Genomic DNA, 25,486 nt, shown 5'->3' with positions numbered 1-25,486 from the left:
ATTAAACTCCCCAGTCTTCTTCTTCAACCTCTTGCTTTTCCTCTTGTATTTCAATAATCTTACCTTCCACAGCATCGACAAAATACTCTTCAATTTCACCGTCTGATAATTTTACGCGTACTTCCCATGTTGGCAATAATACTTGTGTTTGCGTTAAATAAACAAGTGTTGAATAGCCTAGCTGCATATGCTCAATACGTGAATCTGGCTTTAAAAGCCCTTTTGCATATAATGCCTGAATCACCTGAATCGGCGGAAGTACACTTTCTTGTTGCTCCACTTCCTCAATATTATCAAGCATCGTTTGCTCATACATGGTTACTTCATTATCCGCATTCCACTGTATTTTTAACAGACCACTCTTATTGTAATAGAGCATTCGATTATTTGTTTTTTGAAAGAAGATGGCTATACGTTCATCACGGTTGACCTTCCATAATCCGTAGGAACCACCTTCTTTAATATTTGTCTGCACAAACTCTGTAAAGCTTGCATCATCATTCACATTTCTCAATTTCACAGGACTTAGTAAAATTACCCGCGCCTCTTTTGGATCGGTAGTATTTGCTTGATGATTTGGATCGGTAAAATCAGCAGCCGTAAACGTATGAACTTTACCTGAAATATACGTAGCTGATTCGACGCCACTCGGCAGGACACCATATGTAATATTGTCCTCTTTCAAACGAGCATCTGTCGTTTTCTCACCTGGAACCTCAACGCTTTGTGCCTCATTGTAACGATTCACATACAAAGAGTATAAGAAAATATTTAAAATTAAAAAGACGACGATAAAAATGGATTTTGTTCTATTCCAATCCATTTTTTACACCCCCAAGCATTTCAGGTGTCAGTAAAATCCATGAACCATTTCGGATAATAAACCAGCTCGGTTCTAACGTAAATAATCTTAGATTTTCATCTTGCGTTAAATAATATCCAACGGCAATTTCATCGATATCTGATAATACAATATTATTTAGCTTATGAATTTTTTCAACTATTTCCGCTCCAGATGGCAGTTCTTTAATCTCTTTTTCCGATATGTCTAAAGAAAAATAAGGACGTTTATAACGGAAAATGCGGTTATCTCCCCATACCGTTGAAATACGAGTTGTCGCTTGATCACTATAGACAGGGAACCCTTGTAAATAAAGCTGATAATCTATTTGATTTTTACTCGGATTGCTTGATACATATCGGTAATCCGCTGTGAAGCCCCCATGTTCATTAATAAATTCAAAGCTATCCTGGAAGAGCTTCGATGGCTCAATTCGTTCGCTACTTTCTGCAGCTGGATATACATATGTTAATGATTTAGCCCTTGTGTCGACCGTCATAAGAGACAATCCATCTGTATATTTTTCAAATGTCGCACTTTCAACATTGCGTTGTACAACGTTTGGCTCTGAGAATAAGACATTTTTAAATAGCTCTGGTGATAGTTCATTCATATAATACGTATATTTTACAGACTCAATTTTATCGCTAGGAACGTAAAGGGAAGTATAGCCATCACGCTCTACTTCTTTATACGCACTTTGCAATTTTGACGGTTCAATAATATCTTTAGCAAATTCATTGGCATTTGTAATACTTACATGTGAGCGTAACAGTGATTTATTAGAGCTACTAACGAAATACATCTGTACTTCTTTATTTGAGTAATTGGTCCAATCTATAATAATACGATTGAAAGTTGTCTCTGGTAACTCTTTTTCATCAAAATTGAAAATTGTATTTAGCTCTGAGAAAGGTATTTCTCCAGCGAAAAACACAGTCATACGATTATTAGTACGTATCATTTCATTGATATAGGTTGGTGAAATATTATTATTCACTCGAACTAGGTCAAGAATGTTCCAGCCATCAAAGATATTCATAATATCTTTCATTGTGCCATTTGATACTGTACCTGTTAATTCATCGTCATTGCTATAAATTGCTTTATACGGCTTTATGACGTCTTCCACTTTCTTTTGTGTGCCAATTAAAATTTCCTTGCCCTCTGTTTGCTCAATTACTTTGTAATCAGGAGTATAGGTCCAAATAATGAAGGTAAGCACAACGCTTAGCATGACGAGTAGAAATAAAACAATGGATTTTACCGGTTCTATATATTTCATCCCCACTCACCTGCCTCGTCAAAATCATCTAATTCAAATGGTAGTGTAAAGAAGACTGTTGTACCATATCCTTCTTCACTCTCAGCCCAAATCTTCCCACCATGCGCTTCAATCATTTCCCGTGCAATGGCTAATCCAAGGCCTGTCCCCCCCATAGAGCGTGCTCTTGCGCGATCCACTCTATAAAAACGATCAAAAATTCGACCTACATTTTCTTTTGGAATACCCATCCCATCGTCTGAAATCATTACCTTGAGCATATTTCCTTGTACAGTAAAACCAAAACGGACATTACCGCCATCTGGAGAATATTTAATGGCATTCGAAATAACATTATCAATTACTTGCGTCACCTTATCCGTATCAATTTCAACGTAATACGATGTCTCCGGAAGTAATCGTTCAAATGTTACATTTTCTGATTTAGACATTTCAAAGCGATCAATAATTCGATTAAAGAATGAATTAAATAACACAATGTCCTTATTCAATTTATAATTACTACTATCCATTCGAGATAATTGAAGTAGGTCATTCACTAAACGAATCATACGCTCGGTCTCCGTTTGGGTAACGTTTAAAAATGTTGGTGCAATATTGTCATCCTTCCATGCACCATCCATTAATGCCTCCAAATAACTATGCATCGTTGTTAATGGTGTACGAAGCTCATGTGATACATTTGATACAAACTCTCTACGTTCCATTTCGATCTTTTCCTGCTCTGTAATATCATGAAGGACCGTAATTAAACCATTAATAAACCCTGTTTCTTTTTGAATAACCGAAAAATTAGCACGTAAAATATATGGAGCCTCTGACGTACTAAAATCCAAGTTGATTGCATCATTCATATGGATTAAATCTTCAAAGCTATATTCCTGATCAATTCCTAAAACGGATGCGATAGGACGTCCTAACGTAATATCTCTTGAAATATGCAATAACTCTAATGCTGGATCATTAATAAGAATTATACGTCCTTTGCGATCTGTTGCAATAACGCCATCGGTCATATTACTAAGAACAGAATCGAGTTTTCGCCGTTCTGCCTCTGTCGTTGATTGAGACTCTTGCAAACGATTGGTCAGATGGTTAAAGGTCGTGGCAAGCTGCCCAATTTCATCTGTTCCGTAAACCCGTACTTTGCGAGAAAAGTTTCCTTTCGCCATTGCTTGCGCTTGTTTACGCATATCAGCAATAGGTTGCGTAATTGTACGTGCCACTAAAATGCCTAAGAAAATAGTAACTACTAACGATACGGCTGTACCACCTAGGAAAATACGGTTAATATCATTCATCTGTTCAAAAACAGACTCGATATTTGCTTCAATATAAAGCACCCCGATAATTTCATCGTCAGGGCCTGCTCCATCACGGATTGGCGTTGCTAGCACCCATACTCGGTTTCTTGTTTTATTATCAAGTTTTATAATATCAAATAATGTTTCTGCTGATATCGCTCGCCGGACAAGGTCTGTATTCGAACGCTGTCCAATTAAACTTTGATTATCTACTTCTGAAGTTGCAAGTATACGCTGTCTACTATCAATTACGCGAATTTCTAAAATATCACCTGTCGATACATCCTTCAATCCTGTTGAAAATTCCTTTACGATGGATTTCAGACTTTCCTCAAGTGAAGGCATACTTTCATCGCGTTCTTTCAAAATTTCTTCACGAATGCTATATTGCATCAAATCTACACGCTGAAAAATAGACTCTTGAAAATTACTTTTCAAATTCCGCTCTAATTCCTTTGCGAAATAGATGCCTATAATTTGTAATGCTAACATGATCAACAAAATATAAATTAATACAAGCTTGACATGAATTGATTTAAAGAAGCTTACTTTCTGCATTTCCTTTACTCCTGTTCAGGATTTCGTAAATAATACCCTACACCACGTCGAGTGACAATCCATGCCGGATGACTTGGATTATCCTCTATTTTTTCACGAAGTCGACGAATCGTTACATCGACTGTACGTACATCACCAAAATAATCGTAGCCCCATACTGTTTGTAAAAGATGCTCACGAGTCATCACTTGGCCAATATGTTTACCTAAATAATGTAGCAATTCAAACTCTCGATGTGTTAGCTCAATTGCTTCATCACGCTTCATCACTTGATAAGCGTCAGGCTGAATAACAAGAGACCCTACTACAATTTCATTTGATGCTTCTTCTTCTTCCTCAGCTGCAGGAGCCACTACTTGAAGGCGACGCATATTAGCCTTTACACGTGCAATAAGTTCACGCGTACTAAATGGCTTCGTTACATAATCATCCGCGCCCATTTCTAAGCCTAACACCTTATCAATCTCTGAACCTTTAGCTGTTAGCATAATAATAGGGAAATCATATTTTTTTCGAATTTCTCTACAAACTTCCATACCATCTCTTTTTGGTAGCATTATATCTAATAGCATTAAATCTGGTTGCTCTTCCTCAACCTTTTCTAATGCTTCATCTCCATCATAAGCACAAATTACTTTGTAGCCTTCTTTAATTAAATTAAACTGTAAAATATCTGCGATTGGTTTCTCATCGTCAACAACTAAAATTGTTTTACTCATACATTCTCTCCCTTTCGCTATTCATCTATTCTAAACAATGTGTATTTGTAAAGTTACTACTCTTAACTCTAACATGCTTTTAGCTTCCATGCATTATTCATGTCCAGTTTCCCTATTTCGACAATTATTTCTCGGGAAATAACTTACCTTTTATGCTTACTATACAAAAAGGCAGCCCACTATTTGGACTGCCATTTACAAAAGATCAATTACGCCTCAGCGTATTTGTATCCAGATTTAAACTACTTAAAAAGCTCCTCATAAAAATCTGTGACATCCGCTAGGGCCTTTAACTTGATACAGCTTGGGGTTAAATCCCCACTGAATTCAATGCATCTCTGGCATCCTCTACTTAATAGAAGTAAAGGATGTTTGCTGAAGCAATTTAATTACTGACCTACATATGATAATGGATTGACAAGCTCTCCATTTTTCTCAACTTCAAAGTGTAAATGTGTACCTGTTGAATTTCCTGTAGAGCCCATAATCCCAATAACCGAACCTTTTTCAACTACTTGTCCAACGCTAACTTTTATAGAAGATAAATGTCCATAAAGCGTCGTATAGCCATTTTTATGATTAATAACAATGCGATTACCATAGCTGCCAGAAACACCAGCTGCTACAACTACACCATTATCTGAAGCTAGTATATTGTAGTTACTAGGACGAGCAATATCAATCCCACGATGGTTGGCACCCCAACGTTGCCCCATTCCACTTGAAATATAGCCCCCTACTGTTGGCCATGAAAACTCTCCCGTTCCACGAGATGAGATAACTTTTGTTCCTACAACTTCAATTTGATCTACTGGCTGTTGTAGTACTTTTTCTTCTAAAGCTACTTTTGACGTTCTTGTTCCATTTTCAGCAGTGATTAAGTAAGAAGTTTCTTTTTTACCATTAACACCTTGCTGTTTTACAACTGTTTCACCTTTGTACATCGTAGGATCTTCTTCAGTTATTTTTTTATATGGAATTGTATCTGTAATTTTCTTTTCTTGTTTTACTTCTATTGCTACAAATGGTTTTGCAACTGTAACATTTAATGCTTGTCCAATTTGTAATACTGTATCAACTGTAAGGCCAGGATTTAATGCAATTAATTCAGCCGTTGTTAAGTCATGTTTTTTAGCGACTGCTCCTAATACATCACCTGATTGAATTTGATATTCCTCTTGCTTAAGGGAGCCTGTCATTAAATACTTAACTGCCTCTTCAGGTGATACAACAGCTTCTGGAGCTACCTTTTGTGTTACCCCAGAAATGCCTTGTTTAAACGTAATATTTAAAAGGCGTGATTCACCAGACTGTAAAGCTGGTAAATTATTTATAGATTGCTGGTTAGCAAGCGAGTCTAACTCTTGTTGTGAAACATATTGTAGCTTTAACATACGAATTGTTTCTTCGTAGGCATCCGCATCTTTTAAATAGGCGATTGGCTTATTATCTACTAATAATGCAAAGGCAGGCGATTGAGCTACTAATGATTGCTCAAGCTTCGCTAAAGTTTCTGCGTCCTTTGTTTCATTACTAAACACTTGCTCTGGTATTATTTTCACCGCTGAGTTAGCATCAATTAATAAGTCTTTGTACTGATTACTTGCTTGTTGTTCTTTTGAAACAATAATTTCATGAACAGCTTTGTCATCAGATACAGCACCCATATATTCATTATCTACATATACATGATAGATTTTATTTAATGCTTCTTTATGATTATTTTCTTTTGTAAAGCCCACGTTTATTGCGAAACTTGCCATTAAAACTGCAATAATTGATACTTTCTTAAAAGAAGAAAAATTGTAGGTGAATCGATTGCTTCCTTCTTTTTTATTCCAAGACGAACTCATTCAATAAAGCCCCTTCCAACTTTAACCTAACATAGGTTTAATTACCCACAAAGAATTTTGCACCACTATAATGTACCATAAAGAAAATGTTGTTTGAATAATTTATCCTTTTTGTAATGAAAATGTATTATTTCTCTACTAATTGTTACATAATACCTATAATTTACAGTACTCATTCCTACTCCTCTTTTTTAAAAATCAAGAAATATTATCCTTAATTTTTTATTTCAAAACAGATTTAGAACTTATTACTTTTTAGTTTTTAAATATTTCGATAAAATAGAGTAAGAGACTAGTTGATTGGAGCGATTGAATTGAGTGATTCACAGACCTCATTGAAGGTAGCGAAAGCAAAACAACAAAAAAAGAATACAGTGCGGAAAATTACCACCAGAACGATTATGGTTGCAATAGGTGCTATCATTATGGCAGTAGGACTTGAGCTATTTTTAGTACCCAACCATATTATGGATGGTGGCATCGTTGGTGTTTCCATTATCGCCTCACATTTATTAAGCTTACCCCTAGGCATATTCATCTTCGTTTTAAACTTACCTTTTATCTTTTTAGGATATAAACAGATCGGTAAAACATTTGCACTTTCTACAGGGCTCGGCATTACAGTGCTCTCTGGAACAACAATCTTCTTACATAATCTTCAGCCATTTACAACAGACACATTACTCGCCACAGTATTTGGTGGTATTATTTTGGGCATTGGTGTTGGTATCGTTATACGTTATGGTGGTTCTTTAGACGGTACTGAAATTTTAGCCATTTTATTTAACCGAAAATCCCCCTTCTCGGTCGGAGAAATTATTATGTTCTTTAACCTTCTTATTTTCACAATTGCAGGTTTTGTTTTTACGTGGGAGCAGGCAATGTACTCTATCATGGCCTATTATATTGCCTACAAAATGATAGATATTGTGATACAAGGGATGGAAGAATCAAAATCTGTTTATATTATTAGCGATGAAATTGATGAAATTGGGCAAACAATTATGGATCGGCTTGGTCGTGGGGTTACGTTTCTACATGGTGAAGGAGCCTATACTGGGAATGACAAAAAAGTTATTTTTACAGTCATTACGCGATTAGAAGAATCAAAATTAAAATCGATTGTCGCTGAAATTGACGACCATGCATTCCTTGCAATAGGGAATATTGCAGAAGTAAAAGGTGGTCGCTTCAAGAAGAAAGACATTCACTAAAAAAGAGCAGCTCGGACAAAAGAGAAAAAGGTGTTAGATTGATTACAATCAATCTAACACCTTTTTGCTTTGCCGTTGATGTTCGCTACGGCGGTTGCTTTCCGCGGGCACATCGTAAGCCGCAACCGTCGCTGTCGCGCCGCCTGTTACGTCTTACGTATTGTGCTGTTCCCGCAGGAGTCACCGCCTCCGCTACCATCAACTAGTGCTCTCTTCTAATTTTTCATTTATTACAATAGCAAGTATAACTAAGGTTTCATACATTTTAAATTGTGAGGAAATACGAACACCTTTGTCCCTCTTTTAAAATTTGTACATGCCTCTTTTTTATACTTCCCAAATATCTACTAACACATTTGTTTGTTCACGACCAGGGCCGACAGAGAAAGTAGCAATTTGAATGCCCGTTAATTCACTTACACGTTCAACGTAACGGCGTGCATTCTCTGGTAGCTCTTCTAATGTACGGCAGCTTGTAATATCTTCTGACCAGCCTGGTAGCTCTTCATAGATAGGTTCACATTGTTCAATTATATGAAGGTTCGCTGGGTACTCCGTAATTGTTTCATCTTTATATTTATAAGCAGTACAAATTTTTACTGTCTCTAAGCCAGATAAAACATCAATTGAGTTAAGTGATAGATGTGTAATACCACTTACACGACGTGAATGGCGAACTACAACGGTATCAAACCAGCCAACACGGCGAGGGCGTCCAGTCGTTGTACCATATTCGCGACCAACTTCACGGATTTGTTGACCAACATCATCAAATAATTCAGTTGGGAACGGGCCATCTCCTACACGTGAAGTATAGGCTTTACATACACCAATAACACTTGATACTTTAGATGGGCCAATACCTGCACCAATCGCTACACCACCAGCAACAGGGTTTGAAGAAGTAACAAATGGATAAGTTCCTTGATCGACATCAAGTAAAATACCTTGTGCGCCTTCAAATAATACTTTGCCACCCTCATCTAACACATCATTTAAAATTTTTGAAGTATCGGTAACATATTTTGCGATTTCTTGTCCGTAACCATAAAACTCTTCGAAAATATCTTCGAATGTTACACCTTCAACTTCATAAAACTTCTCAAACAATTTATTTTTAATTGCTAAATTATGACGTAGTTTTTCTTCAAATACTTCTTTATCTAATAAATCAGCCATGCGGATACCGATACGTGCCACTTTATCTTGATAGCAAGGACCAATTCCTTTACAAGTTGTACCGATTTTATTTTCGCCACGGCTTTCTTCATCTGCGATATCTTGTTTAATATGATATGGCAAAATGACATGGGCACGATTTGAAATACGAAGATTATCCGTATTAATGCCTCGCTCTTGAAGTCCTTTTAGCTCTGTTACAAGCGACTTCGGATTAATAACCATCCCATTCCCCATTACAGAAGTTTTTTCTTTGTAGAAAATACCTGATGGGATTAAATGGAGTTTATATGTTTCTCCACCAATTTTAATGGTATGTCCTGCATTATCGCCACCTGCAAAGCGAGCGATTGCATCTGCCTTTTGTGAAAGAAAATCTGTAATTTTACCTTTTCCTTCGTCTCCCCACTGTGTTCCTACAACTACAACTGATGTCATAATCAGCACCTCCGTTAGATACGTATTGTATCTCATTAATCAAGCCGTAAATTATTGTAACAATGATAGAAACGACTCGTCAACAAAAAACAGTTAAAAACACGAACATAAAATCAATTACTATGATTTAACGTTCGTGTTTAATGACGGAATGGTATGAATATTATCTCTATTTTAGATAAATATTACTAATCACGTGGAGGTGGTGGTGGCATTTGTGACCAATCCACGTTTATAAATTTATTGAATTCCTTTTTAAAAGCAAGTGTAACTGTTCCAGTTGGACCGTTACGTTGTTTAGCAATTATAATTTCAATCATATTTTTACTCTCGGACTCTTTATCGTAATAATCATCACGATATAAGAAGGCAACAATATCGGCATCCTGCTCAATACTTCCTGATTCACGTAAGTCACTCATCATTGGTCGCTTATCCTGACGTTGTTCCACGCCACGTGATAACTGTGATAATGCAATAACAGGTACCTTTAATTCACGCGCTAATTGTTTTAACGAACGTGAGATTTCTGATACTTCTTGTTGACGGTTTTCACCTGGCTTACCACTACCTTGAATAAGCTGTAAGTAATCGATTAGAATCATTCCAAGTCCATGCTCTTGTGCTAAACGTCTACACTTTGCTCGAATTTCATTGATACGTACACCTGGTGTGTCATCAATAAAAATACCCGAATTCGATAAACTTCCCATTGCCATCGTTAGTTTACCCCAATCTTCGGTTGTTAAAGCACCTGTACGTAAAACTTGTGCATCAATATTTCCTTCCGCACATAGCATACGCATGATTAGTTGCTCTGCACCCATCTCTAATGAGAAGATGGCAACATTTTCACGTGCTTGTACAGCAACACTCTGTGCAACATTTAGCGCAAAAGCTGTTTTCCCTACAGAAGGTCGTGCCGCGACTATAATTAAGTCATTGCGTTGGAAGCCAGCTGTAATATGGTCTAAATCACGGAATCCTGTTGGAATACCCGTTACATCACCTTTACGTGATTGAAGCTGTTCAATATTATCGAATGTCTCTACTAAAACGTCTTTTACATGTTTAAAGTCGCCAGCATTTTTGCGGTTGGCGACCTCCATCATTTTCTTCTCTGCCTCGCCAAGTAATGCCTCTACCTCATCCTCACGTGTGTAGCCATCTTCTACAATTTTTGTAGCTACACGGATTAAACGTCGTAAGAGCGCTTTTTCCTCAACGATTTTTGCATAGTGAGCAACGTTTGCTGCCGTAGGGACAGCATTGGCGAGCTCTAGTAAATACGATAGCCCGCCAACATCCTCAATCTCTTTTTTTGCTGATAATTCCTCAGTAACTGTTACAACATCTATCGCTTTTCCTAGATCACTTAAACGCAGCATTGTTTCAAAAATCTTCTTATGTGCGTTTTGGTAAAAATCATCGGCTAGCAATATTTCTGATGCTGTGATTAATGCCTGTGGTTCTAGAAAAATCGCACCGATAACCGATTGCTCCGCTTCCCGGTTATGCGGTGGAACGCGGTCTATCATCGGTTCGTTCATGGATAGTCGCCCCTTATTCTTCCGTTACTTGTACTTTTAATGTTGCTGATACTTCGTGATGTAGTTTTACAGGTACATTTGTAAAGCCTAGTGCACGGATTCCTTCAGGTAAAGTCATTTTACGTTTATCTATTTTAATGCCATGTACTTTTTGAAGTGCTTCAGCAATTTGTTTTGTAGAAACCGAACCAAATAGGCGACCGCCATCACCTGATTTTGCTTTTAGCTCAACAGTTAATGCTTCTAGCTTTTCTTTTAAAGCTTTTGCTTCTGCTAATTCTGCTGCTGCATTTTTTTGTTCTAATTTCTTTTGGCCTTCTAATTGACTCATTGCTTGGGCATTTGCTTCTGCAGCATAGCCGTTTTTAATTAGGAAGTTTTGTGCATAGCCATCTGCTACATTTTTTATTTCCCCTTTTTTTCCTTTACCTTTAACATCTTTTAAAAATACTACTTTCATAATTCAGAACTCCCTTCGAGTACCTCATATATGGCCTCTTCTAAATATTTTTTTACTTCATCAATGGAAAGTGCTTCTATTTGGCAAGCTGCATTCGTTAAATGCCCGCCACCGCCAAGCCTTTCCATGATAAGCTGTACATTTACTTCCCCTAGCGACCTTGCACTAATACCGATTTTACCGTCAGCACGATGCGCAATGACGAAGGATGCGTTAACGTCTTTCATTGTAAGTAAAATATCAGCCGTTTGTGCGATTAATACGGAATCATAAATTTTCGATTCTTCACCTACAGCTACTGCTACGCCAGGCTTCACGAATTTTACCGTTTGCACAATTCTTGAACGTTCGATGTACGTAATGATGTCTTCCTTTAATAACCGCTGCACTAACACTGTATCGGCACCATTTGTTCGTAAATATGAAGCTGCCTCAAAAGTACGTGCACCTGTACGAAGTGTAAAACTTTTTGTATCAACAATGATTCCCGCTAATAATGCTGTCGCCTCTAGCATATTAATTTTTGCTCGCTTTGGCTGATACTCTAGCAATTCAGTTACAAGCTCTGCTGTGGACGAAGCATACGGCTCCATATAAACGAGTGTCGGATTTTCAATAAAGTCTTCGCTACGACGATGATGGTCGATAACTACTACCTTTTCCGCAAGCTTTAATAAGTATGGATCGATTACTAAATTAGGCTTATGTGTATCCACAATAATCAGTAACGATTTTTCAGTCATTTTCGCTGCAACTTCTTCTGGCGTTAAGAAATGCTCATAGAAGTCGGATTTACTTTCAATTTCATGCATTAAACGTGTTACGCTACCGTTTAATTCATCAAAATTAATAACTACATAGCCCTTTACATCATTCATTTGTGCCATTTTGCGCACCCCGACAGATGCCCCTATAGAGTCCATATCAGGGTTTTTATGTCCCATTACAAACACTTGGTCACTGTCTTGTATTAAGTCACGTAATGCATGTGAGATAACACGCGCTCTTACACGAGTACGTTTTTCTACAGGGTTGGTTTTACCACCGTAAAATTTAAGCTTTCCAGTAGGCTGCTTGATGGCTACCTGATCCCCACCTCGACCTAATACAAGGTCCAAGCTTGATTGGGCTAACTCACCAAGTTCCACTAATGAAGAAGAGCCTGCTCCAACGCCAATACTCAGCGTTAAGGAAAGGTTTTTTTGTGCTGTCTTTTCACGGATCGTATCTAAAATAGCAAATTTCTTCTTTTCTAGTTCCGTTAAAATGGACTCATTTAAAACCGCTAAAAAACGGTCCGATGAAATGCGTTTTACAAAAATACCATGCTCCGCTGCCCAGTCGTTGACAATGGATGTTACCATCGTATTTGTTAAGCTACGTGGTTGATCGTCCATTGCTTGCGTAATTTCATCATAGTTATCAACAAATAAAATTGCAATGACTGTGCGATCTGCGAAATATTGTTTTTCAATAGCGATTTGTTCAGTAATATCGAAGAAGTATAGTAAACGCTCTTCTTCTTTGTAAAAGACACGATATTTCCGATCACGCAGCGTAATCGTAGCTTCTTTTGTCTCCTCGGTCTTCATCAGTACATAGATGTCGTCGGATATATTAACGATCCCCTCACCCACTAATGCCTCATTGTCTAACACATTTTGCATATATGGATTGGACCATTCTATTTCATATTCCTCATTCACCAGCAAAATCCCAATTGGCATTTCTAGTAATGCCTCTTCTCCAACCTTTTTCATACGGAAGGAAATGGATTCAATATGCTTTTCTGTCTCTTCAAAAGTAGCTTTTTCAATTTTCCATGTATAGGCCATTAATATAGCGAAGCCTATTCCATAGCCAATACCAATCCCAATATTCCATATACATAGAAGCACAAACGTCACAATGCCAAAAATGGAAAGAACAAAAAGCGGATAGCGGATTGGTCGTCTTCTAAAAGTCCCCATTACATCAGCCCCTTATTCCTTAGTCTTCCCTTTTACAAGTGAACGCACGTCGAAACCTAAATCTATAATACCGAGTAAAATAATGAATGATGCAAGTGGAATGGCTAAAATCGTAGCGATCCATTTTACAACACTCGGCATTCCTTTCGTTGTAATGAAATAATGTATAAATGATATCCCTTGAAGGATTAATAAAAGCCACAAAATATAAGACACATTTAATACGATAACATCTAGCATAGAGCCTGCTTCTGGACGTAAAAATAGATTAATACACAATATAATCATGTAGTACCATAACACAGAACGTGGAAGTCGCATATTTTCAAACGGTGAGAATTTAGGAACTTTTATACCTAATCGTTTTAAAATTGGTAAATTTAGTGTAATAACAATAAAAGCTATTGAAAATGCTAAGATTGTCACCGTCGAAGGTATTGTTAGCTCAATAGTTTTAAGCAGAACCTCCATTTGTTCAGGTTGAATTGCAACTTGACCCGTTACACTTTTAGCAAGCTCGTTGGATTGCTCATAACTGTCCCGAGCAAGATCCAAACTCATTTCAATCACGTTAATTCCCGCTAATTGCACATAGGCTAGATACACAAGTGCTGACGATAAAAGTACCGCGATACCTGATGACATGAATAAATAAAGTTTGCTCTTCTTCAATTGAATTCCATTACCTATGACTACTCCAAGCAACGCCATAATAAAGGCAAATGGCAGCATAAATAGTCCACTCGTTAAAACTGTTAAAATACAGCCAACAACTGCAACGAGTATTGATGAGGAACGCTTGTAACTTGCGCTATACCAAGCAATCGGTAATGGAGTAAATAATAAGGCTACCATAGAAATGATTGGTACATACGCTGAAGCAATCATTAAGATTGTAAAAATTGCAACCATCATCGAGCCTTGTACAAGCGCCTTTGTTTGATTATTCGGCATTGAAAACCTTCCTTTTTGTCAGTCAAACTTACTAAACTTTATTGTACCATTTTTTCACCTTATTGAACAAAAAACGCTAAGAACGTCTGTATGCTTTATGATCAATTGATGTCAAAAGTAAAATTTCTTAATAAAAAAAGGTAAATCGTATGGCATTTTACTGTTTTAATCAGTAAAAAGAAAATGGATGAAGAAAAAATTAAAAATGAGTCCGGCGCAATACCGAACTCATTTTTATAACCCTCGCGAAATAACAGACGTGACTTTAAAGATAATGGCTATTGATCGCGCACAGTTCAACCTTTAGAGTTTTGGGTATTCAAGAGAATCCCCTCAGAACTCATAACATACTCTTTATCAACATACTGAGAACTTAAGTGACTATGAGTAGCCATAACGATAGTCGTTTCGTTCTCGCATAACCTTTTAAAAAGGTTGAACACTAACATCGTCGTATCGTCATCCAATGATCCAGTAGGCTCATCTGCTATTAACAATTTAGGCTTTTTAATTAATGCTCTAATGACCCCTACCCGTTGTCTTTCTCCTCCAGATAACTTGTCGATTTTCTTATTAAGTAAATGGTTAATTTTTAAATACGCACTCAGCTCATCAATACACGCCATGGTTTGTTTTTTATCATATTTACCTAATAATAACGGTGCTACTATATTTTCTCGAACTGTGAGGTTGCGTATCATTGGATTGTATTGTGAAATGTATCCGATTTGACTGCCTCTTATATTCGAAAGTTCGTTACGATTTTGCTCATGCATTTTTATACTATCCATAACATACTGACCACTATCTGCTTTTTCAAGTCCAGCTAATATATTTAGAAGCGTGCTTTTACCGACACCGCTTGGCCCTTTTATAGAGATGAATTGATTGTCGGCAACTTCTAAATTAATGTTGGTCAATATCGTTTTTTCTTTATACGCTTTTACTATGTTAACTAATGATATAAAGTTTATAATTTTAATCACCCTTTAACTTTTCAATGACATTCGTTGTCGCTAATAAGTTATTCACTAACATGTAAACAACGACATTGAATAACAACCAAACAAAGAACCCGGCAATTATTAAAATGGATATAATCGAAATGTCTTGCATGAATAGAACGGTGCACAACAATGCTAATCCTATACTCATGCCATTGAGGATTGAAAATTCAAGTTGTATATTTTTTTTGATTTTATGATTTGCAACCCCACTCATAATGAACACTAAATACGTATCAAATTGTCTTTTTATAAAGCTTTTAACGAACAAATAGAAGGCACACAAAATAAAAATAAATACAACACCCGATATTGTAAAAATATGTGTTTGATTGGCATCAATCATTTTATATAAGAGATCAACTGATAGCGAATTCGCACCAATAATTTGATAATCAGTGAAATTCGTCGCTTTTTCTATCTCTCCAATTTCCTTTCTTACTTCAAGGGCGTTTAAGTTGGTCATTAAATGACCTCCCATTTTACTTAAAAGAAGTGCCCTAAAGAATACTTCATCTACCTCCGTTTTTTGTAACAACTTAGTGGGCTGTTCAGAAAGCGACATGGAAGGCAGTAGAATATAACGATTGAGTACTTGTTGCGGTTCAAGGTTAGTGAAAATAGATGAATTTTCCTTTGCAAAGCCTACTACTCGCCCAATAAATTTTTCAAAATAATAATGAATCTCTAATTGGTCATGCAACTTATAGTATGGACGATATTCAGAGCCGAGAATGACAGGTATTTCCTTTCTCCCTGCTACGTAGACATAAGCGGAATCATCAAATGGCTGTCCTTCCATCAGTTCAACGATATTATAATCAAATACAGATTTAGTCACTTGTATCGATTTAGTGGTTTGATAAAACTCACCTTCGTACTCATATATATCATTATTAGAGCCCCATTCATAATAGGCGGAGAACTTCTTATCAGGAGGATATTCTTTTAAGCCTATTTGTTGCGATACGGCATTATAAAAGACCACTTTACTATTTTTAAATACCCGATTATTAAAATCATTGAGTATATCGTAGTTTTTTACATCTTTGAAAAATTCAATTTCCCTTTCACCTATTAAATCATCCGAAATCTGATAGATGTTGTAGTTATGAAATTTACTTGCTGAACGTATTTCTATTTTGGAAATAATTATATTTACTAACAGAACAAATAAAACGAGAGAAAATATAAATGAAAGTAGCACAGTTAACAACGTAAACAATTTTTTATTTTTCAATAAAAGTCTAGTTGTATTCAAAACGATCTTACTCCTTTTTTAATCAAGGACTTTGTTACAAGTAGACAGGCGAAAAAATATCCTATAAATGTTATGAACATATAGAAAACCGATACGTAGTACCAATGATTCCCCCAAATCGCATAGAAATGGTTAACGGCTATTAATACTAAAGATTCCAATAACATTATCACGAATAACGCAATGAATTCTGATTTAAAAACTTTAACAAATATGATTTGCAATTTCCCGCCTGCTAAATACAATATTTGAACAATTGATTTTTTCCTTTGAATTGAATAATGGACTGTAACAGCTTGAGTGATGATTACAAACAGTAAAGAAATGAGTAAGAACCCTTTCAATAAAATATTTGACTTCAATATGGAAGTACCTCTATCCTCGGTTTCAAGAAGCTTATAACTCGTATTAGGAAACATTTTTTGCATCAATTTATGTGGATTTCCACTTTCTACATTGAGAATAAACTTTGTCCCATTTTGTAAGTTGATTTGTTGAGACTCTGATATATACCAAGCCTCCCTATTCAAATAAGAGCCTGATGTGTCAAATTGGCCAATAATGAGGCTTTTCAAATTTTTTGAAAGTGAACCTTCTGGAAAAACGGTACCTGTAATTATATAGTCTGTTGATAGTGGTTGTTTTTTATAGTTTATAGGTGGCAACTTTACCGATTTGTTAATATAGATATATTTTAATTGTGGATTATCTAGTTTATATTGCATTAACAAATAGGGCTCTTCTAAGTCGATATCTAGAGAAGACTCTTCTGTATTGATAATGAATTCAACAGCGTTTTTGTCGATATAGCCATTGTTAATCATATTGGTATAGCTAACAGAGTCCATTATATAAAGCAGGGCAGCGGCACTAGCAAACAATAGTGCAGTTAGTAACACAAATTTGCTGGATACTATATATTTTTTCATCATGTTTATTCCTTCATTGCAAGAAAGAGATAATCAATTGATTATCTCTTCATGTATGTTATTTTCCATAGTAAGTTTTCGCAACCCAGTCTAAGTCCCCAGGGTGCCAACCGCTAATTGCTTGTGTTGTACCAAAATCCCATACACGGCCGCTATCTGCTTCTGCACGACCAGAAATAGCGGATTCGTAACGAGCTCTAGAATAATGGTATACACCTGGCCATGTCGTGTCTGCAATGACCCGCTCATAAACAGCTGAACCTCTTCTAGTGTAATCTTTTGTTGCCCTATGTATCGGGTTACTAGTAGCAAATGAAGAAATATCACTATCTTGTCGTACAGTAAAATAGCCCGTATCTTCACTCCACCCACCATAAATCGTTGGGTCATCTAGTGTTACTGCATTTGCTGAAGATAAAATTGTGCCGCTTAAACTTAATGTAAGTGCACCTACCAACATCCATTTTGTAGTTTTCAATTAAAACACCCCTTGATTTACAAAATAAATTTGATAATTTTAAACATTATAATAAATCGATATTTATTTATTTGTCAATTTTCATAATTAAAAAAATTTGATAGTTTTATACTAAGATTTTTGTTCAAGCATTTATGTACATCCGCTACCACTTCTCGAATTGTAACCTCTATTTTCAAACAAAAAAAAACACAACAAGGTATAAACCTTGTTGTGTTTAGCAATCTTATTTATCTTCAGATACGAATGGAAGTAATCCCATAATACGAGAAACTTTGATAGCTGAAGTTAATTTACGTTGGTACTTAGCGCTAGTGCCAGTTACGCGACGTGGTAAGATTTTACCGCGCTCAGAGATGAATTTTTTAAGTAAATCCACATCTTTATAGTCGATATGTGTAATGTTATTAGATGTAAAATAGCAAACTTTACGGCGTTTGCGGCCTCCGCGACGTGGTGCCATAGTGATGTCTCCTCCTTATAAGTTTATAGTTTTTGTAGTTTGAAGATTAGAATGGAAGATCGTCTTCAGATACTTCAATTGGTCCCTTGCTGTTAGCAAATGGATCTTCATCTACTCGTGTATAGTTCGGCTGATTCATTGGTGGTTGATTTTGCTGATAAGAATTACCGCCGCCAAATGAACCTTGCTGAGGCATCGCGCCACCATACTGTTGCTGTGGTTGACCACCGCCATATGACGGTTGGCTATTTGCGTAAGATTGTCCACCGTATTGGTTTGATGCAGGAGCACCTCCACCACTACGAGGCTCTAAAAACTGTACGCTATCTGCCACAACATCAGTTGTATATACACGCTTACCATCTTGTCCTTCAAAGCTACCTGTTTGGATACGACCTTCTACTCCAATCAAACTTCCTTTTTTCATGAAGTTCGCTAAGTTTTCAGCCTGTTTACGCCAAGCAACGCAGCTAATGAAATCTGCTTCTTTTTCACCTTGTTGGTTTGAGAATGTACGATTTACAGCTACTGTAAAACGAGTAGACGCAATACCATTCGGTGTGTAGCGCAGCTCAGGGTCTTTTGTTAGTCTTCCAACTAATACGACACGATTTATCATCAGAATGCAACCTCCTTTTCAGCATTTTGTTTAAAATTATTTTGCTTCTTCACGTACTGCAATGTGACGAATGATATCTTCGCTGATGTTAGCAAGACGTGTGTATTCGTTGATTGCTTCTGAAGGAGCGTTTACTTTTACGATTTGGTAGTAACCTTCGCGGAAGTCTTGAATCTCGTAAGCTAAGCGGCGTTTGCCCCACTCTTTTGCTTCGATGACTTCAGCACCGTTAGAAGTTAAGATTTCGTTGAAACGTTCAACTAAAGCTTTCTTCGCTTCGTCTTCAATGTTCGGACGTACAATGTACATTAATTCGTATTTTCTCATCTGTTTACACCTCCTTATGGACTCAGGCTCTCCTGTTTACAGGGAGCAAGGAGTAAGCAATAAATATTACTCACATCAATGAATTGTAACACATTGGCATCTGTCTTTCAAGTCGCAATCAAATAATTCATTCGATATAATAAAGACCATAATTAATTTTATAAAGGAGAACTATTTCTATGCTACCAGATCAAGAACCTAATGTAATTGAATTAGATATTAAAAAGCTAATGATGGATAGTGTCGTTATTACTAGTGGTCTCTCTATATTATTTATTGCCATACAATATATTTGTCTAAAAGATTTTCAATTTTCGTTATGGAGCATGCTAAGCGGATTTGTCCTTTTTGTCATACTTTATATTGTGCTTATCGTCCTGCATGAAGCTTTTCATTTGATAGGCTTTATGATTTTCGGGGGTGTGCCCTACAAATCGTTAAAGTACGGTGTTAATTTAGAGCTTGGTATTGCCTATGCAACGACTGACCAGCTACTCCCTAATCACGCAATGAAAAAAGCGTTGCTATTACCATTTTGGACAACTGGAATTGTACCAACGATTGCTGGCTTTTATTTTAACAGTACTGTTTTATTACTTGCTGGTGCCTTTTTAATAGCGGGAGCAGTAGGAGATTTCGCCATGTATAAGGCTTTACGCAAATATCCAAAAAACGCCCTTGTACAAGACGATCCTCAGTTACCAAAGCTCTATGTTTATTCCCAACAGAAAAAGAAACTATCTCAAAAGTAATTACATCTTTTCTATGGTGTTAAAAATCCGTGTTGTGCAGCTGTACATAAATTTCTCCAAATTCGATTAATAGTGGCTGTTTCAATAATAGCGTCCATTCCAAGACTACGAATGATATTATTTGCAATATCCACACAGACAGCTGCACTTTCCTTGCTCATTTGCGTAAATTGTTGTAATTCTTGCTCTGTCAATTCAACCCCAAGTTTATGTTTTTGCCAATAGTCTGTTAGCATAGCGTAAAATTGTTCTTCAACTTGTAAAAAGCGCTTTTTTTGCTGCATAAATAAAAATTGCAGTGCGCCTATACGGTCACTATAAGAGGATTTCTTATTTTTTTGCTCCATTAGGGAAAAAGCTTCATCTAAAAAATTCTCTGTAATTCCGAGACAGACACTTAAAAAAGAAGCTTCTGCAAAAGTAGCGAACGGAAAACTATGGACTACATTATTAAATCTATTTTTACTAATGCCTAATTGGAATGTTTTATCGAACGGTATCCATACATCTTGAAGACGAATTGTATGGCTTGCTGTAGCCTTTAAACCCATCGCTTGCCAGTCATTTAGGATTTCCACTTGCTCACGACTTACTGCACAACTAATGATTTTATCTGTCATAATACCATCTTCTTTAATAAAGCAATTCATTGTAAAGGTTGTTGCATAGTCAGCACCACTACAAAACTTCCATTGCCCTGTTACAGTATAGCCGCCATCCTTTTTTACGGCCGTGCCATTAGGGTAGCCACTTCCCGCTATGACAGCATCACTTGGTGAAAAAATCTTTTCTCCTATTTCTTGATTTAACGTAGGAATAAATAAATTACCACCTGTTCCAATTGTCACAAGCCATCCGAAGTTTCCATCAATAGCGGACATACGCTGAAACACTTTTATTCCTTCTAGTAAATCTAAATCTTTGCCACCTAAATCCTTTGCTATAAACAATTTAAACAATTGTTGCTCATAAATAACCTCTAAAATATCTTGTGGCAACTTTCCTAACTGTTCGATTTCTAATGCACGTTCTTTTATTTCTATTATGTTCATAATATCCCCCTGTGGAAATTGAAAATTCTGATATTATATAACCAAAAATAGGCTTTTCCAAACGTCCAAATACTACGCTAGGAGAAGCCTATTTTGTTTGTATAACTTTTCGTAAAAACCGCATAGAATCCCACAGAAAAGACAAATGTACATTGTACGGCAGAAAGCACTCGATAACGATGTAATTAACATCACACCTATGGGTAGCACAGCAGTTTGTATTTTATTTAGACGTTAAAGCGGAATAACATGATATCGCCGTCTTGTACAATATATTCTTTACCTTCAAGACGTACTTTACCCGCTTCTTTAGCAGCAGCTTGTGAGCCAGCCTCTACTAAATCATTGTAAGCAACTGTTTCTGCACGAATGAATCCGCGCTCAAAGTCAGTATGAATGATACCAGCACATTGTGGTGCTTTCATGCCTTTACGGAATGTCCATGCACGTACTTCTTGTACGCCAGCAGTGAAGTAAGTAGCAAGACCTAATAAATCATAAGAAGTACGGATTAGTTGATCTAGGCCTGATTCTTTAATACCTAATTCCTCTAGGAACATCGCTTTTTCTTCATCGTCAAGCTCTGAAATTTCTTCTTCGATTTTTGCACAAATTGTAATTACTTGAGCACCTTCAGCCGCTGCATATTCACGTACCTTTTGAACATATTCATTATTATCTGCATCTGCAACTTCGTCTTCTGAAACATTTGCAACGTATAGCATTGGTTTAATAGTTAATAGGTGAAGACCTTTAATGACTTTGAACTCGTCTTCTGAAAGCTCTGCTGCACGAGCAGGTCTGCCATTTTCTAATTCAGCTTTGATTTTAAGAAGAATTGGTTCTTCAACCATAGCTTCTTTATCTTTTTGCTTCGCCATTTTGCTCACGCGTTGTAAACGCTTATCAACTGATTCTAAATCAGCTAGTGCAAGCTCTAAATTAATGACTTCAATATCATCAATTGGATCTACTGCGCCAGATACGTGTGTAATATTTTCGTCTACAAAGCAACGTACTACTTGGCAAATTGCATCAACTTCACGGATATGTGCAAGGAATTTATTTCCTAGCCCTTCTCCTTTAGAAGCGCCTTTTACGATACCAGCAATATCAGTAAATTCAAATGCTGTTGGAACTGTCTTTTTCGGTACTACTAATTCTGTAAGTTTATCTAAACGTGCATCTGGTACTTCCACGATACCTACGTTTGGATCGATTGTTGCGAATGGATAGTTTGCAGCCAACGCGCCTGCTTTTGTAATTGCGTTAAATAGTGTTGATTTTCCAACGTTAGGTAAACCAACGATTCCAGCTGTTAATGCCATAAATGGACACAACCTTTCTATGATCAGTTCAATTTGTTGTTTTTATCCTATATTATTAGGTGCTAAAATTCTTACTTCAAACAGCATATCTGCGTAAGCCGTCTAAGCAGTACTGTTCAGTCCAACATTCGTTCATTACTTCTTCTTAGCCGATGTGACGCTCTTAGTCCATATGCCGTCCATAAATCGGTAAGATTGAAGTAAACCACACACAATCAATTACGTCCCCGCGTAATTGCATCCAGATTTCTTTGCGAACCTGTCCGAAAATCTTTTTGAAAATCTGTGACATTCGCAGGGGTATTGAATTTGATTCAACTGAGGTTAGAATGCTCAATGAATTTAAGTGCATAGTTGATATTCATCCCTTTGAGGACTTTTGAAGCAAGTTAGAGATTTCTGTATAACCCTATCTATTATATTGATTCGCCCATAAAAAGTCTAATACGCAAAAAGCTAGGCTTCACTTGCATGCTTAAGGACCTTTTTCATTTTTTTCTCAAATTCTCGACGTGGAATCATCACACTGTGCTGACACCCTTCACATTTAATGCGCACATCCGCACCCATCCGAATAATTTTCCACTCATTTGTGCCACAAGGATGCTGTTTTTTCATTTCGACAATATCATTTAGTTCAAACTTTTTCGCTTCCATATTATTCACTACTCCCATCTTCTTTTCCATTTCCACCATATAACATCATATTAGGATACGCCATAGGAATATTATGTTCCTCAAACAGTTTTGTTACATCACGACGAATTGTTCGTGCCACACCATATTGTTGCTGTGGTAATGTTTCCGCGACAATACGTATCGTCACTTCAGTTCCTTTTACATTTTGCACACCTAAAAAGGCAGGTGCTGCCACGAGCTCTTTATGCGCTTCTGGTAATGTATCTAAATACTTTTTAATAATTGCTTCCGCTTTTTCAAAGTCTGCATCTGTTGTCATTTGTAAATCTATAAAAATTTTCGAGTTATTGATAGAGTAATTAATCACTTCTCCAATTGAACCATTTGGAATAATAAATTGCTCTCCAGTAGAACCATTAATTTTTGTTGTACGTAATCCTATTTCTACAACAGTTCCTTCTGCTGCATTTATTTTAATATAATCCCCTACACCGAATTGGTCTTCAAAAATAATAAAGAACCCTGTAATGACATCCTTCACTAAACTTTGTGCACCAAAACCGATTGCTAAACCGACAATCCCTGCTCCTGCAAGTAAACCAGCTACTTTAATATGGAGTAAAGATAGAATCGCGATAATGGCTGAAAAATAGACTACATAGGAAATAATACTTTGTAGTAAGCGCGCTATTGTTCGTTGGCGGCGCTCTGAGTGATTTAATGGTGAGCGCATTCGTATTAGGAATACTTTTTTGATAAATTTTTTACCTAATCGCACTGTTAACCACGATGCAATAAGGATTATCGTAATCTCAAATGTTGCATCAATTATCTGATCCCAAAATGTCTCGGACGTCACTATATCCCATTTCTTCTGTATCCATTTCGTTTTTGAATCCATTATTACCACCTCTTGAATAACTTGTTAAAAATTTGCGTATACTGCATAAAAATTGAGCACTTCCAACAAATAAAAATGAAAGTGAGTTTTTTTATGAATACTATACCTAATTTAGTACTACCCTATTCTCTTCATCATGAAAGTAAAAATGCCGTTTGGCAATTGAGTACATTATTTTTAGAGTATATCCCTTTCCATCATGAACGTCTTGTTTTTTGCTGTATCGGAAGTGATCGTTGTACTGGCGATACACTCGGTCCATTAACCGGTAGCTTTTTGAAAAAGTCTGTTAGTTTTCCTTATGAAGTTGTAGGAACTTTGGAAAATCCATTACATGCCCTCAACTTAGATACTTCAATACAACAGCTACACCATCATACTACGAAACCATTTATCATTGCGATTGATGCATGTCTCGGTAGTGAACAAAATGTTGGTCATATTGCCGTGCAGGATGGACCAATATTGCCTGGGAAAGCTGTAAAAAAAGAATTGCCCCCAATCGGTGACATTTCCGTTAAAGGAATCGTCAATATTGGAGGCTTTATGGAAATGCTTGTTTTACAAAATACTAGGTTGCATATATCTTACGCAATGGCTGAAAAGCTTTCAAGAGCTTTACTGCTTGCTGCACATCGTTACTCACTGAAAAGGATAGATGACGGCAACCATAATACCGACAACGACGATACCCGGCAACAAGTTGGCAGCCTTGATCTTTGTTAAGCCAGCTATATTTAAACCTATCGCTAAAATCATAACACCCCCTACAGAAGTCATTTCTGTAATGAACATCTGTAGTGCATCATCTGGGATATAAACACTAATAACACCTGCAAAAATTGCAATAATAGCTTGATAAACAAATACTGGAACGGCTGATAATAGTACGCCAATACCTAAAGTAGACGCTAAAATAATAGATGTAAATCCATCAATAATGCCTTTTGTTATTAGGACGTTATGGTCATGACGAAGACCACTATCGAGTGCACCTATTATCGCCATTGATCCAACAACAAATATTAATGAAGCAGTTACAAAGCCTTCTGCAATATTAATTTGATTGTCGCTATTACGCCTTTTACTAAAAAGCGATTCAATCCACTGACCAAGTCGATTCATTTGCTTATCTAAATCTAACCATTCTCCTATCACAGTTCCTACTACTAAACTTACCACTAAAATAATAAAATTATTACTCTCAAAGCCCATTTTTATTCCTAATAGTGCGACAGATAAGCCAATAATCGATAATACAGAAGTTTTCATCGACTCAGGAATATTTTTGAAAATGCGCCCTACCAATGCCCCTACTACTATTAGTAGTGCATTAATTAATGCTCCTAAAATTACCACTAAAAGGCCTTCTTTCTCTCTAAAAAATAGAGAGCGCCTAGTATGTCGG

The 25,486-nt window shown here is 36.6% G+C and carries 25 protein-coding genes; 3 read left to right on the top strand and 22 right to left on the bottom strand.

The window, feature by feature from the left end; genetic code table 11:
• Position 1: 1 nt before the first annotated feature.
• From ACIP9G_RS17040 to ACIP9G_RS17020, 5 genes are all read right to left on the bottom strand, one after another.
• The gene (locus ACIP9G_RS17040; RefSeq protein ID WP_401020915.1) at positions 2-823 is read right to left on the bottom strand and encodes a two-component system regulatory protein YycI; all 822 of its coding nucleotides are present in this window, start codon (positions 821-823) and stop codon (positions 2-4) included.
• The gene (locus ACIP9G_RS17035) at positions 810-2,126 is read right to left on the bottom strand and encodes a YycH family regulatory protein (protein ID WP_401020914.1); all 1,317 of its coding nucleotides are present in this window, start codon (positions 2,124-2,126) and stop codon (positions 810-812) included. Before ACIP9G_RS17035 ends, ACIP9G_RS17040 begins: the two co-directional genes overlap by 14 nt.
• Complete coding sequence (gene walK / locus ACIP9G_RS17030) at positions 2,123-3,988, bottom strand: cell wall metabolism sensor histidine kinase WalK (protein WP_401020913.1); 1,866 nt, start codon at positions 3,986-3,988, stop codon at positions 2,123-2,125. The genes ACIP9G_RS17035 and walK overlap by 4 nt, the downstream gene beginning before the upstream one ends.
• A gap of 5 nt (positions 3,989-3,993) precedes the next feature.
• Positions 3,994-4,707 carry a response regulator YycF gene (gene yycF, locus ACIP9G_RS17025; protein WP_173479152.1) on the bottom strand — a complete coding sequence of 238 codons (714 nt, stop codon included), beginning with the start codon at positions 4,705-4,707 and terminating at the stop codon, positions 3,994-3,996.
• A gap of 389 nt (positions 4,708-5,096) precedes the next feature.
• Positions 5,097-6,560: a peptidoglycan DD-metalloendopeptidase family protein gene (locus tag ACIP9G_RS17020; RefSeq protein WP_401020911.1), complete on the bottom strand. Its 1,464-nt coding sequence runs from the start codon at positions 6,558-6,560 to the stop codon at positions 5,097-5,099.
• A gap of 401 nt (positions 6,561-6,961) precedes the next feature.
• Between ACIP9G_RS17020 and ACIP9G_RS17015 the strand changes: the two genes are divergently transcribed.
• Positions 6,962-7,774 (top strand): YitT family protein, encoded by an 813-nt coding sequence (locus tag ACIP9G_RS17015; protein WP_340826390.1) that lies wholly within the window; start codon positions 6,962-6,964, stop codon positions 7,772-7,774.
• 327 nt (positions 7,775-8,101) lie between these two features.
• Here ACIP9G_RS17015 and ACIP9G_RS17010 read toward each other — a convergent pair whose 3' ends face one another.
• From ACIP9G_RS17010 to rpsF, 12 genes are all read right to left on the bottom strand, one after another.
• Positions 8,102-9,391, bottom strand: coding sequence for an adenylosuccinate synthase (locus tag ACIP9G_RS17010; RefSeq protein WP_340821549.1), 1,290 nt, complete (start codon positions 9,389-9,391; stop codon positions 8,102-8,104).
• A gap of 188 nt (positions 9,392-9,579) precedes the next feature.
• On the bottom strand, positions 9,580-10,941 hold the full coding sequence (dnaB, locus tag ACIP9G_RS17005) for a replicative DNA helicase (RefSeq protein ID WP_173479150.1): 1,362 nt from the start codon (positions 10,939-10,941) through the stop codon (positions 9,580-9,582).
• Positions 10,942-10,954: 13 nt separating this feature from the next.
• Positions 10,955-11,401: a 50S ribosomal protein L9 gene (gene rplI / locus ACIP9G_RS17000; RefSeq protein WP_340821548.1), complete on the bottom strand. Its 447-nt coding sequence runs from the start codon at positions 11,399-11,401 to the stop codon at positions 10,955-10,957.
• On the bottom strand, positions 11,398-13,371 hold the full coding sequence (locus tag ACIP9G_RS16995; RefSeq protein ID WP_401020905.1) for a DHH family phosphoesterase: 1,974 nt from the start codon (positions 13,369-13,371) through the stop codon (positions 11,398-11,400). Before ACIP9G_RS16995 ends, rplI begins: the two co-directional genes overlap by 4 nt.
• A gap of 12 nt (positions 13,372-13,383) precedes the next feature.
• Positions 13,384-14,325, bottom strand: coding sequence for a YybS family protein (locus ACIP9G_RS16990; protein WP_340821546.1), 942 nt, complete (start codon positions 14,323-14,325; stop codon positions 13,384-13,386).
• Between the two features lie 296 nt (positions 14,326-14,621).
• Entirely contained in the window at positions 14,622-15,311 is a 690-nt protein-coding gene (locus ACIP9G_RS16985; protein WP_401020903.1) for an ABC transporter ATP-binding protein, read from the bottom strand.
• A complete protein-coding gene (locus ACIP9G_RS16980) occupies positions 15,304-16,590 on the bottom strand; it encodes a hypothetical protein (RefSeq protein WP_401020900.1) in 1,287 nt (428 codons plus the stop codon). The genes ACIP9G_RS16985 and ACIP9G_RS16980 overlap by 8 nt, the downstream gene beginning before the upstream one ends.
• Positions 16,587-17,522: a hypothetical protein gene (locus ACIP9G_RS16975; protein ID WP_401020897.1), complete on the bottom strand. Its 936-nt coding sequence runs from the start codon at positions 17,520-17,522 to the stop codon at positions 16,587-16,589. The genes ACIP9G_RS16980 and ACIP9G_RS16975 overlap by 4 nt, the downstream gene beginning before the upstream one ends.
• Before the next feature lie 55 nt (positions 17,523-17,577).
• A complete protein-coding gene (locus tag ACIP9G_RS16970) occupies positions 17,578-17,997 on the bottom strand; it encodes a hypothetical protein (RefSeq protein WP_401020894.1) in 420 nt (139 codons plus the stop codon).
• A gap of 226 nt (positions 17,998-18,223) precedes the next feature.
• Positions 18,224-18,460 carry a 30S ribosomal protein S18 gene (gene rpsR / locus ACIP9G_RS16965; protein ID WP_024364646.1) on the bottom strand — a complete coding sequence of 79 codons (237 nt, stop codon included), beginning with the start codon at positions 18,458-18,460 and terminating at the stop codon, positions 18,224-18,226.
• A gap of 46 nt (positions 18,461-18,506) precedes the next feature.
• Positions 18,507-19,079 carry a single-stranded DNA-binding protein gene (gene ssb, locus ACIP9G_RS16960; RefSeq protein ID WP_173479143.1) on the bottom strand — a complete coding sequence of 191 codons (573 nt, stop codon included), beginning with the start codon at positions 19,077-19,079 and terminating at the stop codon, positions 18,507-18,509.
• A gap of 36 nt (positions 19,080-19,115) precedes the next feature.
• The gene (rpsF, locus tag ACIP9G_RS16955; protein WP_024364644.1) at positions 19,116-19,406 is read right to left on the bottom strand and encodes a 30S ribosomal protein S6; all 291 of its coding nucleotides are present in this window, start codon (positions 19,404-19,406) and stop codon (positions 19,116-19,118) included.
• Between the two features lie 179 nt (positions 19,407-19,585).
• Here rpsF and ACIP9G_RS16950 point away from each other — a divergent pair, with 179 nt between their 5' ends.
• Positions 19,586-20,158: a DUF3267 domain-containing protein gene (locus ACIP9G_RS16950; protein ID WP_401020890.1), complete on the top strand. Its 573-nt coding sequence runs from the start codon at positions 19,586-19,588 to the stop codon at positions 20,156-20,158.
• Positions 20,159-20,169: 11 nt separating this feature from the next.
• Here the strand turns inward: ACIP9G_RS16950 and ACIP9G_RS16945 are convergent, their stop codons facing one another.
• The 4 genes from ACIP9G_RS16945 to ACIP9G_RS16930 all read right to left on the bottom strand — a co-directional run bounded on the left by ACIP9G_RS16945 (position 20,170) and on the right by ACIP9G_RS16930 (position 24,078).
• Positions 20,170-21,210, bottom strand: coding sequence for an acyl-CoA dehydrogenase family protein (locus ACIP9G_RS16945; protein ID WP_401020888.1), 1,041 nt, complete (start codon positions 21,208-21,210; stop codon positions 20,170-20,172).
• Positions 21,211-21,437: 227 nt separating this feature from the next.
• On the bottom strand, positions 21,438-22,538 hold the full coding sequence (ychF, locus tag ACIP9G_RS16940; protein WP_340821536.1) for a redox-regulated ATPase YchF: 1,101 nt from the start codon (positions 22,536-22,538) through the stop codon (positions 21,438-21,440).
• A gap of 456 nt (positions 22,539-22,994) precedes the next feature.
• Positions 22,995-23,195 carry a DUF951 domain-containing protein gene (locus tag ACIP9G_RS16935; protein WP_340821535.1) on the bottom strand — a complete coding sequence of 67 codons (201 nt, stop codon included), beginning with the start codon at positions 23,193-23,195 and terminating at the stop codon, positions 22,995-22,997.
• A 1-nt stretch (position 23,196) separates the two neighbouring features.
• Positions 23,197-24,078, bottom strand: coding sequence for a mechanosensitive ion channel family protein (locus ACIP9G_RS16930; RefSeq protein WP_340821534.1), 882 nt, complete (start codon positions 24,076-24,078; stop codon positions 23,197-23,199).
• A 93-nt stretch (positions 24,079-24,171) separates the two neighbouring features.
• Here ACIP9G_RS16930 and yyaC point away from each other — a divergent pair, with 93 nt between their 5' ends.
• Positions 24,172-24,804 carry a spore protease YyaC gene (gene yyaC, locus ACIP9G_RS16925; protein WP_401012255.1) on the top strand — a complete coding sequence of 211 codons (633 nt, stop codon included), beginning with the start codon at positions 24,172-24,174 and terminating at the stop codon, positions 24,802-24,804.
• Here yyaC and ACIP9G_RS16920 read toward each other — a convergent pair.
• Positions 24,721-25,437 carry a DUF554 domain-containing protein gene (locus ACIP9G_RS16920; RefSeq protein ID WP_401020881.1) on the bottom strand — a complete coding sequence of 239 codons (717 nt, stop codon included), beginning with the start codon at positions 25,435-25,437 and terminating at the stop codon, positions 24,721-24,723. The genes yyaC and ACIP9G_RS16920 overlap by 84 nt on opposite strands.
• Between the last annotated feature and the right edge of the window lie 49 nt (positions 25,438-25,486).

The organism is Lysinibacillus sp. NPDC093197 (assembly GCF_044754025.1).
GTDB lineage: Bacteria > Bacillota > Bacilli > Bacillales_A > Planococcaceae > Lysinibacillus.
The sequence above is the reverse complement of the archived record's forward strand: the minus strand, read 5'-3'. Positions and strand labels throughout refer to the sequence as shown.

Excerpts from the sequence above, each read along its gene's own strand:
- ssb (WP_173479143.1), bottom strand. The coding sequence starts at position 19,079 with ATGATAAATCGTGTCGTATTAGTTGGAAGACTAACAAAAGACCCTGAG.
- ACIP9G_RS17020 (WP_401020911.1), bottom strand. The coding sequence starts at position 6,560 with ATGAGTTCGTCTTGGAATAAAAAAGAAGGAAGCAATCGATTCACCTAC.
- ACIP9G_RS16975 (WP_401020897.1), bottom strand. The coding sequence starts at position 17,522 with ATGATGAAAAAATATATAGTATCCAGCAAATTTGTGTTACTAACTGCA.
- ACIP9G_RS17040 (WP_401020915.1), bottom strand. The coding sequence starts at position 823 with ATGGATTGGAATAGAACAAAATCCATTTTTATCGTCGTCTTTTTAATT.
- dnaB (WP_173479150.1), bottom strand. The coding sequence starts at position 10,941 with ATGAACGAACCGATGATAGACCGCGTTCCACCGCATAACCGGGAAGCG.
- ACIP9G_RS17010 (WP_340821549.1), bottom strand. The coding sequence starts at position 9,391 with ATGACATCAGTTGTAGTTGTAGGAACACAGTGGGGAGACGAAGGAAAA.
- ACIP9G_RS16990 (WP_340821546.1), bottom strand. The coding sequence starts at position 14,325 with ATGCCGAATAATCAAACAAAGGCGCTTGTACAAGGCTCGATGATGGTT.
- ACIP9G_RS16995 (WP_401020905.1), bottom strand. The coding sequence starts at position 13,371 with ATGGGGACTTTTAGAAGACGACCAATCCGCTATCCGCTTTTTGTTCTT.
- ACIP9G_RS17035 (WP_401020914.1), bottom strand. The coding sequence starts at position 2,126 with ATGAAATATATAGAACCGGTAAAATCCATTGTTTTATTTCTACTCGTC.
- ACIP9G_RS16950 (WP_401020890.1), top strand. The coding sequence starts at position 19,586 with ATGCTACCAGATCAAGAACCTAATGTAATTGAATTAGATATTAAAAAG.
- rpsF (WP_024364644.1), bottom strand. The coding sequence starts at position 19,406 with ATGAGAAAATACGAATTAATGTACATTGTACGTCCGAACATTGAAGAC.
- rplI (WP_340821548.1), bottom strand. The coding sequence starts at position 11,401 with ATGAAAGTAGTATTTTTAAAAGATGTTAAAGGTAAAGGAAAAAAAGGG.
- walK (WP_401020913.1), bottom strand. The coding sequence starts at position 3,988 with ATGCAGAAAGTAAGCTTCTTTAAATCAATTCATGTCAAGCTTGTATTA.
- yyaC (WP_401012255.1), top strand. The coding sequence starts at position 24,172 with ATGAATACTATACCTAATTTAGTACTACCCTATTCTCTTCATCATGAA.
- ychF (WP_340821536.1), bottom strand. The coding sequence starts at position 22,538 with ATGGCATTAACAGCTGGAATCGTTGGTTTACCTAACGTTGGAAAATCA.
- ACIP9G_RS16945 (WP_401020888.1), bottom strand. The coding sequence starts at position 21,210 with ATGAACATAATAGAAATAAAAGAACGTGCATTAGAAATCGAACAGTTA.
- ACIP9G_RS16930 (WP_340821534.1), bottom strand. The coding sequence starts at position 24,078 with ATGGATTCAAAAACGAAATGGATACAGAAGAAATGGGATATAGTGACG.
- ACIP9G_RS17015 (WP_340826390.1), top strand. The coding sequence starts at position 6,962 with ATGGTTGCAATAGGTGCTATCATTATGGCAGTAGGACTTGAGCTATTT.
- ACIP9G_RS16935 (WP_340821535.1), bottom strand. The coding sequence starts at position 23,195 with ATGGAAGCGAAAAAGTTTGAACTAAATGATATTGTCGAAATGAAAAAA.
- yycF (WP_173479152.1), bottom strand. The coding sequence starts at position 4,707 with ATGAGTAAAACAATTTTAGTTGTTGACGATGAGAAACCAATCGCAGAT.
- rpsR (WP_024364646.1), bottom strand. The coding sequence starts at position 18,460 with ATGGCACCACGTCGCGGAGGCCGCAAACGCCGTAAAGTTTGCTATTTT.